At 66.7% G+C, this 15,752-nt stretch carries 12 protein-coding genes and 1 pseudogene; 8 read left to right on the forward strand and 5 right to left on the reverse strand.

Features of this window, described 5'->3' with window-relative positions; all coding sequences use genetic code 11:
• Positions 1-448: hypothetical protein (locus MFF22_RS13905; protein WP_238249569.1), on the reverse strand; the 448-nt coding region annotated here is incomplete at its 3' end.
• A gap of 153 nt (positions 449-601) precedes the next feature.
• Between MFF22_RS13905 and MFF22_RS13910 the strand changes: the two are divergent.
• From MFF22_RS13910 to MFF22_RS13920, 3 genes and pseudogenes are all read left to right on the forward strand, one after another.
• Positions 602-742: pseudogene (locus MFF22_RS13910) on the forward strand (thioredoxin-disulfide reductase); the annotation flags it as partial.
• A gap of 232 nt (positions 743-974) precedes the next feature.
• Positions 975-1,865 carry a LysR family transcriptional regulator gene (locus tag MFF22_RS13915; RefSeq protein ID WP_238249570.1) on the forward strand — a complete coding sequence of 297 codons (891 nt, stop codon included), beginning with the start codon at positions 975-977 and terminating at the stop codon, positions 1,863-1,865.
• 353 nt (positions 1,866-2,218) lie between these two features.
• Positions 2,219-3,226, forward strand: a complete 1,008-nt coding sequence (locus MFF22_RS13920) for a zinc-dependent alcohol dehydrogenase family protein (RefSeq protein WP_238249789.1) — start codon at positions 2,219-2,221, stop codon at positions 3,224-3,226.
• Between the two features lie 17 nt (positions 3,227-3,243).
• On the opposite strand, the gene msrP is transcribed toward MFF22_RS13920, so the two are convergent.
• From msrP to MFF22_RS13940, 4 genes are all read right to left on the reverse strand, one after another.
• Positions 3,244-4,191 (reverse strand): protein-methionine-sulfoxide reductase catalytic subunit MsrP, encoded by a 948-nt coding sequence (gene msrP / locus MFF22_RS13925; protein ID WP_238249571.1) that lies wholly within the window; start codon positions 4,189-4,191, stop codon positions 3,244-3,246.
• A gap of 132 nt (positions 4,192-4,323) precedes the next feature.
• Complete coding sequence (locus MFF22_RS13930) at positions 4,324-6,045, reverse strand: AMP-binding protein (RefSeq protein ID WP_238249572.1); 1,722 nt, start codon at positions 6,043-6,045, stop codon at positions 4,324-4,326.
• 93 nt (positions 6,046-6,138) lie between these two features.
• On the reverse strand, positions 6,139-6,882 hold the full coding sequence (locus tag MFF22_RS13935) for a hypothetical protein (RefSeq protein ID WP_238249573.1): 744 nt from the start codon (positions 6,880-6,882) through the stop codon (positions 6,139-6,141).
• Between the two features lie 20 nt (positions 6,883-6,902).
• The gene (locus MFF22_RS13940) at positions 6,903-8,408 is read right to left on the reverse strand and encodes a leucyl aminopeptidase (RefSeq protein ID WP_238249574.1); all 1,506 of its coding nucleotides are present in this window, start codon (positions 8,406-8,408) and stop codon (positions 6,903-6,905) included.
• A 174-nt stretch (positions 8,409-8,582) separates the two neighbouring features.
• On the opposite strand from MFF22_RS13940, the gene lptF reads away from it, so the two are divergent.
• From lptF to rsmA, 5 genes are all read left to right on the forward strand, one after another.
• Positions 8,583-9,743: an LPS export ABC transporter permease LptF gene (gene lptF, locus MFF22_RS13945; protein ID WP_238249790.1), complete on the forward strand. Its 1,161-nt coding sequence runs from the start codon at positions 8,583-8,585 to the stop codon at positions 9,741-9,743.
• Positions 9,744-9,752: 9 nt separating this feature from the next.
• Positions 9,753-10,841 (forward strand): LPS export ABC transporter permease LptG, encoded by a 1,089-nt coding sequence (gene lptG, locus MFF22_RS13950; RefSeq protein ID WP_238249575.1) that lies wholly within the window; start codon positions 9,753-9,755, stop codon positions 10,839-10,841.
• A 75-nt stretch (positions 10,842-10,916) separates the two neighbouring features.
• Positions 10,917-13,487: an LPS-assembly protein LptD gene (locus tag MFF22_RS13955; protein ID WP_238249576.1), complete on the forward strand. Its 2,571-nt coding sequence runs from the start codon at positions 10,917-10,919 to the stop codon at positions 13,485-13,487.
• 276 nt (positions 13,488-13,763) lie between these two features.
• Positions 13,764-14,867 (forward strand): 4-hydroxythreonine-4-phosphate dehydrogenase PdxA, encoded by a 1,104-nt coding sequence (gene pdxA, locus MFF22_RS13960; protein WP_238249577.1) that lies wholly within the window; start codon positions 13,764-13,766, stop codon positions 14,865-14,867.
• Positions 14,864-15,730, forward strand: coding sequence for a 16S rRNA (adenine(1518)-N(6)/adenine(1519)-N(6))-dimethyltransferase RsmA (gene rsmA, locus MFF22_RS13965; protein WP_238249578.1), 867 nt, complete (start codon positions 14,864-14,866; stop codon positions 15,728-15,730). Before pdxA ends, rsmA begins: the two co-directional genes overlap by 4 nt.
• Positions 15,731-15,752 lie beyond the last annotated feature (22 nt).

A 15,752-nucleotide genomic window follows, 5' to 3' on the forward strand; every position in this document is an offset into this window, starting at 1 on the left:
AAAGTTGCACGCCGAAACACATGCGGAGGGCGTGGTCGCGCGCGAGCCTGAGGAAGTGGTTCACCGCCGCGATGACAGGCGTCATGCTATTTTGGGCCAGCCCTCGCTCGAAGCCGATCTCGCGAGCGTAATCGCCGAGGGTAGGCAGATCGGGCCAATCGGTGCGCGCCCCGTCGCGCAAGAACACGGGATAGGCGTCAATGGCTTCGGCGATGACTGAGGGTCTCGCCGGAACCCCGAACGCGCCGCATTCGATGAGGTAGTCCACGAAGCGGCCGGCGGCGGCGAGATAGCGGTCACGCGTCTCCGGGCCGTTGCCGCGGGTGTCCAAATGTCTGTCGAAGCGGACCAGGGCCTCGACCTCGTACCCATCGTCGCCGATGTAGACGACCGCCCCCTTGCCTTTGGGACGGGGCACCTTCAAACGGGTCAGGTGCTTCAACGCCATTGGCCGCGCCCCCTTTGAATATGCACCAACTTCGGATGCGCGCCTCCGCCTTCAAGAGCAGACTGCATCTCGTTGAGAAGACGTGTAGAATTACGGTTAACCGATGCGCTGCAGGGAGCCCATTGAATGCGCAGCGAAAAATGGTTGAGAGAAGCGGCCGGCGACGTCACGGACGACGTGTATCGTCAGGCGATCACGGCGGCGGGTATGGGCTGCATGGCTGCCCTAGAGGCCGAGAAGTTTCTGGCCAATCTGGAGATCGGCGAAAGCCCGGCCCGGGCAGCGGCCGAGTAACTACGCCGCCTACTTCTTCCGTTCCCCCGCTAATTATGCACCGGTCGTCGAGCCCCGAAGGCCCGCGCTCGGTGCATAGGTCTGTTCTCCACGCAGGAATGCGTATATCGCATGGCACTCAGGCGTCGATGTCGACCCTCCGACGTTGTCGGCGGAGGGTGCGCAGACAGCGGCCGTTCTGCCGGACACAATACGATCGTCCGACGGCACGGCCCGACCGGGAGTTCTCGCGTTGGACTGGGACAAGATTCGGATCTTCCTCAACGTTGCCGAGGCGGGAAGCTTCACGAAGGCCGGAGACGATATCGGCCTCAGCCAATCGGCGGTCAGCCGGCAGATCAGTGCCCTCGAGCGGGAGTTGAAGGCACCCCTGTTCCACCGCCATGCCCGCGGTCTCATCCTGACCGAGCAGGGAGACCTGCTGTTCCGGGCAGCAAAGGATATGAAGCTGCGCCTGGAGAACACCAAGGCGCGCCTCGTCGAGACATCCGAGCGGCCCACCGGCGACCTGAAGGTCACGACGACAGTCGGCCTCGGCGTGTCCTGGCTATCGCAACGGGTGGGCGAATTCCTCGACCTGTACCCCGACGTGCGCATCGAGATGATCCTCACCAACGAGGAACTCGATCTTGCCATGCGCGAGGCCGACGTGGCGATCCGCATGCGCCGCCCCGCCCAGCCGGACCTGATCCAGCGCCGCCTTTTCACGGTGCATTACCATGCCTTTGCCAGCAAGGATTACGTGAAGCGGTTCGGCGAACCCAAGACCGTCGAGGAACTGGACGAACACCGCATCGTCTCCTTCGGCGGCAATGAGCCGTCGTATCTCCTCGCCGCGCACTGGCTGGCCGATGCCGGCCGCGACGGCCGCGAACGGCGACCCGTTCATTTGACGGTCAACAATATCGGCGCGCTTCAGCGGGCGATGGAGGCCGGGGCGGGCATCGGCATCCTGCCGGATTACGCCGTCGATGGAGACGACAATCTCGTGCAGGTCCTGCGGGAGACCGACATGCCGACGCTGGAAAGCTACCTCGTCTACGCTGAGGAAATGCGCTCCGTCGCCCGCGTCCAGGCGTTCCGAGATTTCCTCGTCCAGAAGGCTCAGCGCTGGACCTACTAGAGCGTCACAAGGTCTGACGCGCCAAGAGTTTTGCGACCTCATAGTCGTATAGCAGTCACCCTACAATCTTCTGATTGTGGGGTGACTGCTATTGCGCGGACGGTTCCAAGTTAATTGCTCCAACGGTGGGGAATGTGGGGATGGGTGTATGAAGCCTCTATGCTTTCTCGAGCAAAGACAAGATCCTACCGGCGTAGCACGGGAAAAGGGATTGAATCTTAATGCAACTTATGGTTGTTTAACGAAGACCTAACAATCCTACGTTGTGCATTCCGGAAGCCATTCCCTTGACCTGCCTGAAACTCGCCTAAAACAACGCCACGTAGCATCAGCGCGAGGCACCCATGGGCATCATGTCGAAGGCGATCATCGTCGGCGCGGGCGGGGGTTTCGAGCGAGTGGGTATCACGGAGCGCCCTGTGCCCGATCCCGGCTTCGGAGAGATTACGGTTCGGTTGCGGGCGAGTTCACTGAACTACCACGATTACGCTGTCGTCAGCGGGATGTGGGGACCTTCCGAGGAACGCATTCCCATGTCGGACGGCGCGGGCGAGGTGACGGCTGTGGGACCGGGCGTCACGGAATTCGCCGTGGGCGATGCCGTGGTCAGCACCTTCTTCCCAACTTGGCTGGACGGGCAGCCGGAGGTTGTCGGCTTCGCGACCGTCCCTGGGGACGGCGTCGACGGCTACGCCCGCGAAGCGGTGACGAGACCGGCGACGGCGTTCACCCGCGCGCCGTCGGGGTGGGATCACGCCGAAGCAGCCACCCTGACTACCGCCGGCCTCACCGCATGGCGGGCCCTGTTTGACGACGGAAAGCTCAAATCCGGCGACACGGTGCTCGTTCAAGGATCGGGTGGTGTGTCAGTCTTCGCCCTGCAATTTGCCAAGATGGCGGGTGCGACGGTGATCGCGACCTCGTCGTCAGACGACAAGCTGGCGCGTCTCGAAGCGCTCGGCGCCGACCATCTCATCAATTACCGGCAAGACAAGGCATGGGGTGAGACCGCCCGGAAACTCAATGGTGGTCGCGGCGTCGATCACGTGATCGAGGTCGGCGGACCGGGGACGCTGGAGCAATCGATGGAAGCCACGAGGGTCGGCGGCCATATCTCCGTCATAGGAATATTGACTGGGGTCGCGGGGGCGCTGCAGGTGGTGCCTGCCCTTATCCGCCAACTACGCCTTCAGGGTGTCCTGGTCGGAAGCCGACGGCAGCAGATCGACATGATCCGCGCCATCGACGCCAACGGAATGAGGCCGGTCATCGATAATCGCTTCCCCTTGGATGCGATCGTCGATGCGTTCCGGCATCAGGAAAGCAACCGGCACTTCGGCAAGATCTGCCTCACGATGTGAGGCGCGGGCTGGCGGCGTTAGACGAAGAGCCTCTCGCCCTCCATGCCCTTGTAGAGCCCGGCGACCTGCTCGCTGTAGCCATTGTAGATCAGTGTGGGCACCCGTTGATCGCTACCAAGCACGCGCTCGCTCGCTTGACTCCAGCGCGGATGCGGCACGGCGGGGTTCACGTTCGCCCAGAAGCCGTATTCCGAGGATTGGAGACCCTCCCAGAACGTCTTTGGCCTGTCGGCGGTGAAGGAAACCTTCACGATCGATTTGGCCGACTTGAAGCCGTATTTCCACGGGACGGCGATGCGGATCGGCGCTCCGAACTGGTTCGGCAACGGCTTGCCGTAAACTCCTGTCACCACGAAGGCGAGATCGTTGCCCGCCTCGGGCATGGTGAGGCCTTCGACATAAGGCCAGGGGTAGTAGAAGACCCGTTGGCCAGGCGCAATCGCCTTATCCATGAAGGTCTCGAAGCGTATATATTTCGCGCCGGAGGCCGGCTTGGCCAAAGCCACCAGCTTCGACAGCGGAAAACCGGTCCACGGTACCGCCATCGACCATGCCTCCACGCAGCGATGGCGATAGAGCCGCTCCTCCAGGCCTACCTTTCGGATCAGATCGTCCACGCCGATCTCGAACGGCTTCTCAACCAGCCCGTCGATCTTGAGCGTCCAGGGTGACGTCTTGAGCGCGTTGGCGGCCGGCAGAACCGTCTTCGACATGCCGAATTCGTAGAAATTGTTGTAGTCGCCGCTGAAGCGCTCAGCCGTGACGGGACGGTCGAGCACGTAGCTGTCGTTGCGGGGCGCCGGATAAAGGGCGGCTTCGCTGGCCGCCCGGGCGCCGCCGCCGATCAGCGAGCCGGCTGCCAGGCCGGCAGCGCTTCCGATCAACGCACGCCGGTTAAGGAAAATCGTCTCAGGCGTGGCGTGGCTTTCGGGAATCTCCCATTCGCGGTGGCGCCTGATCAGCATGGTCGTCTCCCTGCCCTGCGGCTCTCGATCGAAAGAACAGATCGTTCCCGATCGTGGGCCGGGCAAGCCGGCCCCACTCACCATTCGGCGAGGGAACCCGCGAGGTTACGTCGCGGGATCGAGCCTTTTGGTTCAGGCCGGCGGCGTCTCGTCGCGCAGGACCCGGCGCAGCACCTTTCCGACATTGGTCTTGGGGAGCGCGTCGTGCAGCACCACCGCCCTGGGAACCTTGTAGCCGGTGAGCTGTGTGCGGGCGTAGGCCCGCAGGGCGTCGGCGCTGACGCCCAGGTCCTTCAGCACCACATGCGCGACGACCATCTCGCCGGTCTCGGCGCTCGGCGTACCAACCACGGCGCATTCCAAAACACCCGGATGGGACGCCATCACGTCCTCGACCTCGTTCGGATAGACGTTAAAACCCGACACGAGGATCATGTCCTTCAGGCGGTCGACGATGCGGACCTGTCCGTCCTCATCCATCACGGCGATGTCCCCCGTTCGGAAGTACCCGTCCGGCGTCATCACGCGCTCGGTCTCGTCAGGCCGGTTCCAGTAGCCCGGCATCACCTGAGGGCCCTTGGCGCACAGTTCCCCTCGCTCGCCGAACGGCACGGGGCGCCCGTCGGGGTCGCGGATCGAGACCAGGGTCGAAGGAAGCGGGTAACCGATCGTCCCGCTGAATGCCGGCAAGGTATGGGGGTTCGCGCAGAGGACGGGGGACGTCTCGGACAAGCCGTATCCTTCGATGATCGTACGGCCGGTCAGGGTTTTCCACTGCGCCGCGACGGTACTCTGTACGGCGGTGCCCCCGCCGATGACGAAGTCGAGGGCGGAAAAGTCCACCGTTCCGATCTTCGGATGGTTCACCAGCATGTTGAACAGGGTGTTGACCCCCGCGAGCCCGGTGAAGCGCGTGCGCGAGAGGATCTTCACGAAGCCGTCGCAGTCGCGCGGGTTCGGGATCAGCAGACAGCTTCCCCCGGTCCGCACGGAGAACAGGAAACAGGCCGTCAGGGCGAAGATGTGATAGAGCGGCAACGCCGTCACCGTCACGCGGCGCCGGCTCGTATCGAGCGACTCGAACCAGGTCGCGCATTGCTCGACATTCGCCGAGACGTTGCGGTGGGTGAGCATGGCGGCCTTGGCAACGCCCGTCGTGCCGCCGGTATATTGCAGGAAGGCGAGGTCGTCCGGGGAGACCGGTACGGAACGGGGCACCCCCCGCTTCTTCAGCACCGCGCCGAGGCGGACGGTCAAGCCGGCGGGTAGCCGATAGGGCGGCACGGCCTTGCGCACATGGCGGCTTGCGAGGTTGATTGCCCGGCCCTTCAGCCCCAGGCCATCGCCGGGTGCGGCGAGCACCACCCGGCGCAGGTCGATCTCGCCCAAGGCGCCCGCAACCGTATGGGCGAAATTCTCCAGAACGATCAGCACCCGGGCGCCGGAATCGGCGATCTGCGCCGCAACTTCTCGGCTCGTGTAGAGCGGGTTGATGTTGACCACGACTGCTCCGGCGAGGTGCACGCCGACGATCGCCACGGGATAGGAGGGTACGTTGGGCAGCATGATCGCCACCCGGTCACCCTTGCCGACCCCGTCCGCCTGCAGATGAGTCGCCAGGGCGCGGGCCTGCCGGCCGAGATCGGCGTAGGTCAGATCTGAGCCGAAGCAGGTAGCCGCCGGCCTGTCGGCGAAGGCGGCGATGCTGCGCGTGTAGAGGTCGTTGAGAGTTCCGAGCGCCTCCGTGTCGATGTCGGGACGCATGCCGGGCGGGTAGGCGGCTAGCCATGGCCGGGAGGCCGACACGTCTGACGCGACGGTCATGTCACGCTGCATCATTGCGCTGGCCTTCATGGCGTACCTCCCGCAGGTGCGGCTCTGACGGCCGCTCGTCCCGCTATCCCAGCCGGGATTTTGGGCGATGCGGGGAGACAGCACAAGGCGGCTTCAGGCGACAGACCGGCGTCCGCGTAACGCCGTGACGATCCCGTGGGGCGACGCAGCGAGGAGGAGGAGGCCGGCGGCAAGGGTGGCCTCGGCCAGGGTCATCGCCCGCGCCGGCCACGGGCCGACTCCGAACGCGTGGGCAAGGCCAAGCACAATGGCCCCGAACCAGAGGCACAGGAAGGAAAGGCCCGCCCATCTGGCCCGCCTGAGGGTCGGGCGCAGGGGTCGGTTGGCCGCGATACCCGCCCCGCCGACGATCGCGCCGAACATCGCAGCAGTGATCCCCGCCCCCAGGGCATAGGCGAGCCAGAGGGGCTGGCCCGTCAGGAAGGCCATGCTGCCGGTCGCATATCCGCCGCGCAGCATGAGCCCGCCAAAGGTCGGATAAAGTCCTGCTCCGGCAAGGAGAACGAGACCGGCACAGGCGATAATGAGGCGCCGGGACACCGTCGCCGCGCCGCCACTGGAGGCGACAGCGATGATCCTCGCCGCGCCGTAGACCAGGGCGAAGGCAAAGAGTGGGTAACGGTCGAGGAAGAAGCCGTAGGCGTAGGGCTCGACCGCCTCCGGGAGTGCCACCCGGCGGCTCAGCCCAGTGGCGGCCACCAGCAACAGCGCCGCCAGCATCGCCGCTATCGGAGCCAGAGCCTCAGTAAGGGCCGGGGCGGCCGGGGCCGTCGCCGGCCGGGGCCCGCCGGGCGATGCGCCCGCGCCGACAGTGTCGAGGAAAGCGTCGCCCGTCATAGGCCCGGCTCCTGCGCGGGTCAGCGCGCCTCGTAGTGATCGCGGATGAGCCGGTCGAGGAGACGGACGCCCCAACCCGCACCCCAGCTCTTGTTGATCTCGTTCGAGGTGGAGGACATGGCCACGCCTGCGATGTCGAGGTGAGCCCACGGCACGTCCTCGACGAAGCGCTTGATGAACGAAGCCGCCGTCGCCGCGCCGCCGTGGCGCCCGCCGGTGTTCTTCATGTCGGCGAACTTCGAGTCGATGGCCTTGTCGTAGGCGGGGATCAGCGGCATCCGCCACACGGCTTCGCCCGTCGCCTCGCCCGCCGCGCGGATCTTCTCGGCGAGCCCGTCGTCGTTGGAGAACATCCCGGCGATGTCCTGGCCCAGGGCGACGATGATGGCGCCGGTGAGGGTTGCGAGATCGACCATCGCCCGTGGCTTCGCCGAACGGACGACGTGGGTGATCACGTCCGCGAGGACGAGGCGCCCTTCGGCGTCCGTGTTGATCACCTCGATGGTCTGACCCGACATGGACGTCAGGATATCCGACGGCCTGTAGGCTCCGCCGTCGGGCATGTTTTCCACAAGGCCGATGGCGCCGATCACGTTGCAGCGGGCCTTGCGCGAAGCCAGGGCGTGCATCGCCCCCACCACGGCCGCCGCACCGCCCATGTCGCCCTTCATGTCCTCCATGCCGGCGCCGGGCTTGATGGACACGCCGCCGGAATCGAACACCACGCCCTTTCCGATGAGGGCGACGGGCGCCTCCCCGGCGGAACCGCCGTTCCACCGCATGACCACCACGCGGGGCTCCCGCACGGAGCCCTGCGCCACGGCCAAGAGCGCGCCCATGCCGAGGTCGCGCATCCGGGCCGGGTCGAGAGTCTCGACCTCCACGCCAAGTTTGGCCAACTCGCCGGCCCGGCGGGCGAACTCCTCGGGGAAGAGGACGTTCGGCGGCTCGTTGACGAGGTCGCGGGCGAGGATGACGCTCTCCGCGAGGGTGCGGGCGTTCTCGGCCTCGCGGCTCGCGGCCGCGTGGTCAGCCGTCAGGACCGTCAGGCTCGTGCCGGCCTTGTCCTCGCTGTCGGGCTTCTTCTTCGTCTTGTAGCGGTCGAAGGTGTAGGCCCGCAGCCGCGCCCCGAGGGCGAAGGCGGCGGCCTGCTCCGGTCCGGTCGCAACACCGGGAAGGTCGAGGACAATCCGCGCATTCCGTCCGGAGACCTTCGCCGCGGTGAAGCCGCCCAGCGCCGGCCAGTCGATTTTGGCCCGGTCCGCATCGCTGCCGAGACCGACGACGACGAGCCTGTCGACGGAGAGGCCGGCCGGGGCCGGCAGGACCATCGCCGAGAGGGAGCGGCCCTTGAACTTTTCGGACGCGGCGGCCTTCGCCACGAGGTCGGTCCCGGCGCCGCCGAGGGCGTCCTTCGCCGGGCCGCCGAGCGCCAGATCGTCGCCCAGGAACACCACGAGGTCGCCCTGGCCGCCCTGGCCGCCCTGGCCGAGGGGCCCGAAAGCGATATCGATCTTGTCCGTCATGCTTGAGCCGCCATCCCGCCGCCTCGGCCGTGGGAAACGTCGGCCGCGTTGCGCAATCCGACCTGTGTAGCCTTTGACACGAAGAACGCAACGCGGCGCGAAGGCCCTGGAATCGCCCTACTTGTCACGTCATGCGAGCTTGGGGGCGCCGTGACGGAGCAGGCCGCTGGGACGATGAGGCAGGTCGGACGCTACATCTTCCGGATCGCGGCAGGCGGCACGCTCGCCTGCCTCCTCGGTCTGACGGGGACGATCTGGGTCACCCAGGCGCTGCGCGAACTCGACCTCGTGACCGCCAAGGGTCAGACGCTGCTCGTCTTCCTGTTCGTCACCGCCCTGTCGCTCCCGACGCTGATCGTGGTGATCGCCCCCGTGGCCCTCTTCATCGGGTCGATCTACGCCCTCAACAAGCTCAACGGCGACTCCGAGCTGATCGTGATGTCGGCGGCGGGCATGCCGCCCCGGTCGCTTCTGCGACCCTTCGTGACGCTGGCCATCAGCGTCAGCTTCCTCGTGGGCGTGGTCGTCATCGTTGTGATGCCGGCGAGCTTTCAGGAACTCCGGGACGTGATCACCCGGGTCCGGGGCGACTTCATCGCCAACGTGGTCAAGGAAGGGCAATTCACCCAGCTCGACAACGGCATCACCTTCCATTTCCGCCAGCGCGGACCGGGGGGCGTCCTACTGGGTCTGTTCATCCAGGACCGGCGTGAGGCCGGGAAGACGAAGGTCTATCTCGCCGACCGCGGCAATGCCGTCGATATCGACGGGCAGAGCTACCTGATCCTTGAACACGGGACCGTGCTGCAGCAGCAGAAGGACAGCCGGGATTCCTCGATCCTGAAGTTCGACCGCTACACCATCGACCTCGCCGCCTTCGCGCCGCCGGACTCCGATACGATCTACAAGCCGCGCGAGCGCTCCACCTCGCAACTTCTCTTCCCCGACCGAAGCGAAGCCTACTACCAGCTTCAGAAGGGCCGGTTCCGGGCCGAACTGCACGACCGCCTCTCGGCTGCCCTCTATCCCCTCGCGTTGGTCTTCATCGCCTTCGCCGCTTTGGGCGACCCGCGCACCACCCGCCAGGGTCGCGGCTTGGCCATTGCCGGGGCGATCATCGCCGTGGTCGCACTGCGCATCGCAGGCTTCGCCGCCGTGAGCGCGGCCGCCCGCAGTGCCAGCGCGGTGACGGCGATCTACGGCGCCCCGCTCGTGGCGATCCTGTTGTCGAGCCTGCTCATTTTTCAGGGCAACCGCGTGCGGGCCTTCAACGCGGGTCTCGTCCGGTTCGTCCGGGGGCGGCTCCGCCCGACCCGCCTCGCCCCGGCGCAGTGACGGCACGCGATGCTGATCGGACCCACCCTCGGCCGGTATTTCGCCGCGCGGTTCGCGCGCACGGTGCTCGGCGTCTTCGTCACCGTCTTCGCCCTGGTCTACACCCTCGACTTCGTGGAGCTCCTGCGCCGGGCGGGCGAGTCGCAGGGGGCCTCGACGGGGCTGATGGCGCAGCTTTCGCTCTACCGCACGCCCACCGTCGCAGAAGGCGTGCTGCCCTTTGCCGTGCTGTTCGGCTCCATGGCCGCGATGCTCCAGCTGTCCCGCAAGCTGGAGCTCGTCGTCGCCCGCGCCGCCGGCATCTCGGCGTGGCAGTTCCTGCAGCCCGGCCTGTTCGTCGCCCTGGCCTTGGGCGCGGTCGCGGTCGGCGTCTACAACCCCGTTTCGGCGATGCTGAAGCAGCGATCCACGGAAATCGAGGCGAAGATTTTCGCCCGGTCGACCAAAGCTGCGTCGGGCAAGGACCTGTGGTTGCGCCAGAAAAGTGTGGATGGCGAGGCGATCATTCGGGCTGAAACGGCCATCGAAGGCACCACGACGCTGGCGGGGGTGGGGATCTTCACCTTCGATGACAGCGGGAATTTCACGGCGCAGATCGTCGCCGGTCGGGCCATCCTCCACGACGGTTTCTGGGAGCTGACCGACGCCCGCGTCATGCAGCCGGACGAGCCGCCGGAGAGCTACAACACCTACCTCATCGCCTCGAACCTGGAGCCGGAACGGGTCCGTCAGCGCTTCACCAGCCCTGAATCTGTGCCCTTCTGGCAACTGCCCGCCACCATTGCACAGACCGAACGGGCCGGACTGGATGCGACCCGGTACCGACTGCAATACGATGTGCTTTGGGCGAGGCCGATTCTGTTCGTGGCCATGGTGCTGGTGGCTGCAACCGTTTCGTTACGGTTCTTCCGCTTTGGTGGTGTTGGAAAACTCGTCCTTGGTGGCGTCGCGGCGGGCTTCACGCTCTACGTGGTCCGCCAGATCATGGAGGGGCTCGGCGCCTCGGGCATGCTTGCAACACCTGTGGCTGCATGGTTCCCGGCGATCGTAGGAAGTCTTCTCGGTACGCTCGCGCTTCTGTACCAAGAGGACGGCTGAAGCCTGCGGCCCGCGCGGGTCGGGAGACGAGTGTGAAGGTCGTGGCGGAAGTCGTCACCGGGGTTGGGACAGGCGTTGCGTAAGGTCGCCGACATCCTGCGGAATACCTGGCTTGCGGCTGCTCTGACGGTCGCCGTGCTGCCTGTGTCCATCGGGCACGCGCAGGGCATTCCCGCGCCCAAGGTGAAGGCGGACGCGAAGCTCCTCGTCGAGGCCGACGAGCTCATCTACGACAACGATCACAACACCGTCACCGCCAAGGGCAATGCGGAGCTGCATTACGGCCCGCGGACCCTTCAGGCGGACCGGGTGCGCTACGACCGGGGAACCGGCCGCGTCTTCGCCGAGGGCAACGTCCGCCTGACGGAGGCCGATGGCGGCGTCGTGACCGGCGAGAAGATGGAGCTGACGGACGACTTCAAGACCGGCTTCGTCGACTCGCTGCGTGTCCAGCAATCGGTCGAGCGCAAGAACGAGACAGTCCGGGTTCGCTTCTCCGCGCCCCGCGGCGAACGGGTGGACGGCGAGCAGACCTCGTTCGACTACGGCAGCTACACCGCCTGCGAGCCGTGCAAGGACGCCCCGGAGAAGCCGCCCCTGTGGCAGATCCGGGCGCAGAAGATCATCCACAACAACGAGACCCATACGATCTATTTCGAGGAGTCCACCCTCGAGCTCGCCGGCATTCCGGTGCTGTATCTGCCCTATTTCGAGGCGCCGGACCCGACCGAGAAACGCAAGACCGGCTTCCTGACGCCGCGGTTCATCTCGACCACGGCGCTCGGCAAGGGCGTGTCCCTGCCGTACTTCATCAACTTCGCGCCGAATTACGACCTGACCCTGACGCCGACCATCCTGAGCCGTCAGGGCGTCCTGGGGCAGGCCGAGTTCCGGCATCGGCTGGATAACGGCTTCTACAGTCTGCGGCTGTCGGGGATCTCTCAGACGACGCCGTCCGCCTTCCTGCCGAGCCCCCTGGGCGCCGGCGAGCGTGACTTCCGCGGGTCTGTGGAGAGCCAGGGGCGGTTCTACATCAACGAACGCTGGCGGACGGGCTGGGACGTGGTCGGTGTCACCGACAAGTGGTTCCTGGATAATTACCGGATCCGAAATCAATCGATCACCACCGACTTCTTCCGTGAAGCCGTCTCCACGGCCTATCTGACCGGCCAGGGCGACCGCTCGTGGTTCGATGCGCGGGCCTACTACTTCAAGGGCCTGTCGAGCTTCGACTGGCAGAAGCAGCAGCCGATCGTCGCCCCGGTGATCGACTACGACAAGCGCGTCAACGCCCCGCCGGAGATCGGCGGCGAGCTGCGCTTCCAGGCCAACATCACGAGCCTGAACCGCGAGGTGACCCAGTACCAGGGCCTGCCGCGGACGACGACGTACCTGTTCTCGCCGAGCGTGAACGGCGTGAGCTTCCCGCTCTACCAGACCTGCGCAGTCTTCGCCCGCGGCGCCTGTCTCATCCAGGGCCTCGCCGGGCAGGACACGCGCGCCTCGGCGCAGCTGACGTGGCGGCGGAGCTTCATCGACGATTACGGGCAGAAATTCACGCCCTTCGCGTCCCTGCGGGCGGACACGTTCTTCGTGAACCCCAACCTGTCCGGCTACCAGAACGACCTCGCCCCCTCGGTGGCGCGGATCGACGACGGCGTGTCCGGGCGGGTCATGCCGACGGTTGGCCTAGACTATCGCTATCCCTTCGTCGCGAATTTTGGCGGCCTCGGCGTCCACACGATCGAGCCGATCGGCCAGCTGCTCCTACGCCCGTCGGAGACGAAGATCGGCCGCCTGCCCAACGAAGATGCCCAAAGCCTCGTCTTCGACGACACGTCGCTGTTCGAATGGGACAAGTTTTCCGGTTACGACCGGGTCGAGGGTGGTGTGCGCACCAATCTCGGCGGGCAGTACTCCGTGGTCACTCCCTCGGGGTGGTACGCGAACGTGCTGTTCGGCGAGTCGATCCAGCTTGCCGGCGTGAACTCGTTCCGCCGGGGCGACCTTGCCAATACCGGCCTAGAATCCGGCCTGGACAAGACGTTGTCCGACTATGTCGGGCGATTCCAGGTGTCTCCGAACCAGAACATCACCTTCATCACGCGGGCGCGGTTCAATCAGGCCGACTTCCACGTCGCGCGGTTCGAGACCGGCGTGACCGCCCGCTTCGCGCCGTTCGTGCCCCTGACGACCTCGCTGTTCTACTCCTACTACGAGGCGCAGCCGCTCCTCGGTTACAGCCATTACCGCGAGGGCCTGACCGCCTCGGCGACCTACAACATCACGCCGAACTGGTTCGTCTCCGGATCCCTCCTCCTCGACCTCACGCACTACCTCGACGTGCGCAACACCTATTCGGATGCGCTAGCGAACTACTTCGTAAACCCCATCGGTGCCGCGCCGATCTATGAGAATCCGGGTCGGTTCTACGCTGCGGGCGCAAGCTTCGGCGGCGGTTACCAGGACGAGTGCACCACCGTCACGCTCAACTACATCAACTCGCCCATCGCGACGGCGACCGGTGTCCGCGAGCGCAACCAGACCGTGCTGCTGCGCGTCGAGCTCAAGACCCTCGGCGAAGCCGACCTTCGCCAGAACGTGGGCGTCGCCACCACGGCGGACGGCATCGCCTCGCCGCACTGACGACGTTCCCGATCGGACTGCGTGATGACGGGTGGGATGGGCCCCACTCGATCCATCCCACCCCCTCCCTCATCCTGAGGTGCCGCTAAGCGGCCTCGAAGGAGGGCTCCAGTAAGCGCGCGGGACCTAGAGTCCTCCTTCGAGGCCCTCGCTCCGCGACGGCACCTTAGGATGAGGTCGCGGGTGGGAATGACAGGCGGTCCGCCCAACGCAAATCGGTCGGGTGCCGCGGCGAACCCGGTATCTGCCAGAGCGAGAGCAGGGTATGAGAGGGCCATGCTGCCACTGGCCCTGACCCTCGGTGATCCGGCCGGCATCGGCCCGGAGCTGGCGCTTTCCGCCTGGCTCGAACGGGGCGGTCCCGATCCGCTGCCGCCGTTCTTCGTAATTGGCGACCCGGCTTTCCTCGAACGCCTCGCCCTTCGCCTCGACCGCCTCGTGCCGGTTGCCGAGGTCGATCCCGAGACGGCGTCCGATGTGTTCCCCCGGGCGCTCCCTGTGGTCGCCCTGCCGAGCGGCACGCCGGTCTCGGCCGAACCCGGCATGCCCGATCCGGCCTATGCCGGGGCGGTGATCGAATCGATCAGCGCCGCCGTCGGTCTGGTCAGGGCCGGACGCGCGGCTGCCGTCGTCACCAACCCGATCGCCAAGCACGTCCTGACCAGGGCCGGGTTCGCCCATCCGGGCCATACGGAGTTCCTGGCCGCCCTCGCCGTCCCGCCCGGTACGGAGCCGCCACGGCCCGTCATGATGATCTGGAGCCAGACCCTGGCGGTGGTGCCGGTGACCATCCACGTGCCCCTCAAGGACGTGCCGGGGCTGCTGACCCAGAGCCTCGTCGAGGAAACCGGACGCATCGTCGCCCGCGATCTGCGTGAACGGTTCGGCCTCCCCGAGCCGCGGCTCGTCCTGGCCGGTCTCAACCCCCATGCCGGGGAGTCGGGGACGATGGGGCACGAGGACCGGGACGTGCTCGCCCCCGCCGTGGCGCGCCTGCGGTCCGAGGGGATCGACATCCGGGGTCCCCTCCCCGCCGACACCCTGTTCCACGCCCGCGCCAGGGCGACCTACGACGTCGCCCTCGCCCCAACCCACGATCAGGCGCTGATCCCCATCAAGACCATCGCCTTCGACGATGGCGTGAACGTTACCCTCGGCCTGCCGTTCGTGAGGACGTCGCCGGACCACGGCACCGCCTTCGACATCGCCGGCAAGGGCATCGCCCGGCCAGACAGCCTGCTGGCGGCCCTTCGCCTCGCCAAGCGGCTCGCGGGCGCCACGCCGCGCCCGTGGGACGGGCAGCGGGAGCCGCCGAGCGTCTATGCCGGGCGGCCGCGATCGGCGGGCGCCCATCATTTCGACCCCGAGGATGAATTGTGAGCGCACTCGACGGGCTGCCGCCCCTGCGGGAGGTGGTGGCACGCCACGGCCTGGAACCGAAGAAGGCGCTTGGCCAGAACTTCCTCTACGACCTCAATCTCACGGGTCGGATCGCAAGGGCCGCCGGCCCCCTCGAGGGGGTGACCATCGTGGAAGTCGGGCCCGGTCCCGGCGGGCTCACGCGGGCGCTTCTGGCCGCGGGAGCGGCAAAGGTGGTGGCCATCGAGCGCGACCCGCGGGCGCTCCCGGCCCTGGCCGAGGTGGCGGCCCATTATCCCGGTCGCCTCCACGTCGTCGATGCCGACGCCCTGGAGTTCGACCCCCGGCCCCTCATCGGGGACGGAAGCGCGCGGATCGTGGCCAACCTTCCCTACAATGTCGGCACCGCCCTGCTTACCGGGTGGATCGCGGGGGAAACGTGGCCGCCCTGGTGGGACAGCGCCGTCCTGATGTTCCAGCGGGAGGTGGCCGAGCGGATCGTCGCCACCCCGGACGAGAGGGCCGATTACGGCCGGCTCGGGGTGCTGTGTGGCTGGCGGACGGACGCCTCGATCCTGTTCGACGTAGCGCCCTCGGCCTTCGTGCCGCCGCCGAAGGTGACGTCGAGCGTGGTGCGGCTGGTCCCCCGTGCCGTGCCGATGCCATGCCGGGCGGGAGCCCTGGAAGCGGTCACGCGGGCAGCGTTCGGCCAGCGGCGCAAGATGCTGCGCCAGAGCCTTAAGGCGCTCGTGCCGGACCCGGCCTCGCTGCTTGCGGCTACCGGCATCGCCGAGACGGCCCGCGCCGAGGAAATCCCGGTGGAGGGCTTCGTGGCCCTCGCCAACGCCTGGGATGCGGAACGAAAAAAGGCCGGCGCTGGGTAGCGCCGGCCTATTCAATCCAACG

The sequence above is a fragment of the Methylobacterium persicinum genome, from assembly GCF_022179525.1.
Classification (GTDB): domain Bacteria; phylum Pseudomonadota; class Alphaproteobacteria; order Rhizobiales; family Beijerinckiaceae; genus Methylobacterium; species Methylobacterium persicinum.

What these genes read in the sequence shown, in the direction of transcription:
- lptG (WP_238249575.1), top strand. Translation starts at nt 9,753, where the DNA reads ATGCTGATCGGACCCACCCTCGGCCGGTATTTCGCCGCGCGGTTCGCG.
- pdxA (WP_238249577.1), top strand. Translation starts at nt 13,764, where the DNA reads ATGCTGCCACTGGCCCTGACCCTCGGTGATCCGGCCGGCATCGGCCCG.
- MFF22_RS13920 (WP_238249789.1), top strand. Translation starts at nt 2,219, where the DNA reads ATGTCGAAGGCGATCATCGTCGGCGCGGGCGGGGGTTTCGAGCGAGTG.
- MFF22_RS13935 (WP_238249573.1), bottom strand. Translation starts at nt 6,882, where the DNA reads ATGACGGGCGACGCTTTCCTCGACACTGTCGGCGCGGGCGCATCGCCC.
- MFF22_RS13930 (WP_238249572.1), bottom strand. Translation starts at nt 6,045, where the DNA reads ATGAAGGCCAGCGCAATGATGCAGCGTGACATGACCGTCGCGTCAGAC.
- lptF (WP_238249790.1), top strand. Translation starts at nt 8,583, where the DNA reads ATGAGGCAGGTCGGACGCTACATCTTCCGGATCGCGGCAGGCGGCACG.
- MFF22_RS13940 (WP_238249574.1), bottom strand. Translation starts at nt 8,408, where the DNA reads ATGACGGACAAGATCGATATCGCTTTCGGGCCCCTCGGCCAGGGCGGC.
- msrP (WP_238249571.1), bottom strand. Translation starts at nt 4,191, where the DNA reads ATGCTGATCAGGCGCCACCGCGAATGGGAGATTCCCGAAAGCCACGCC.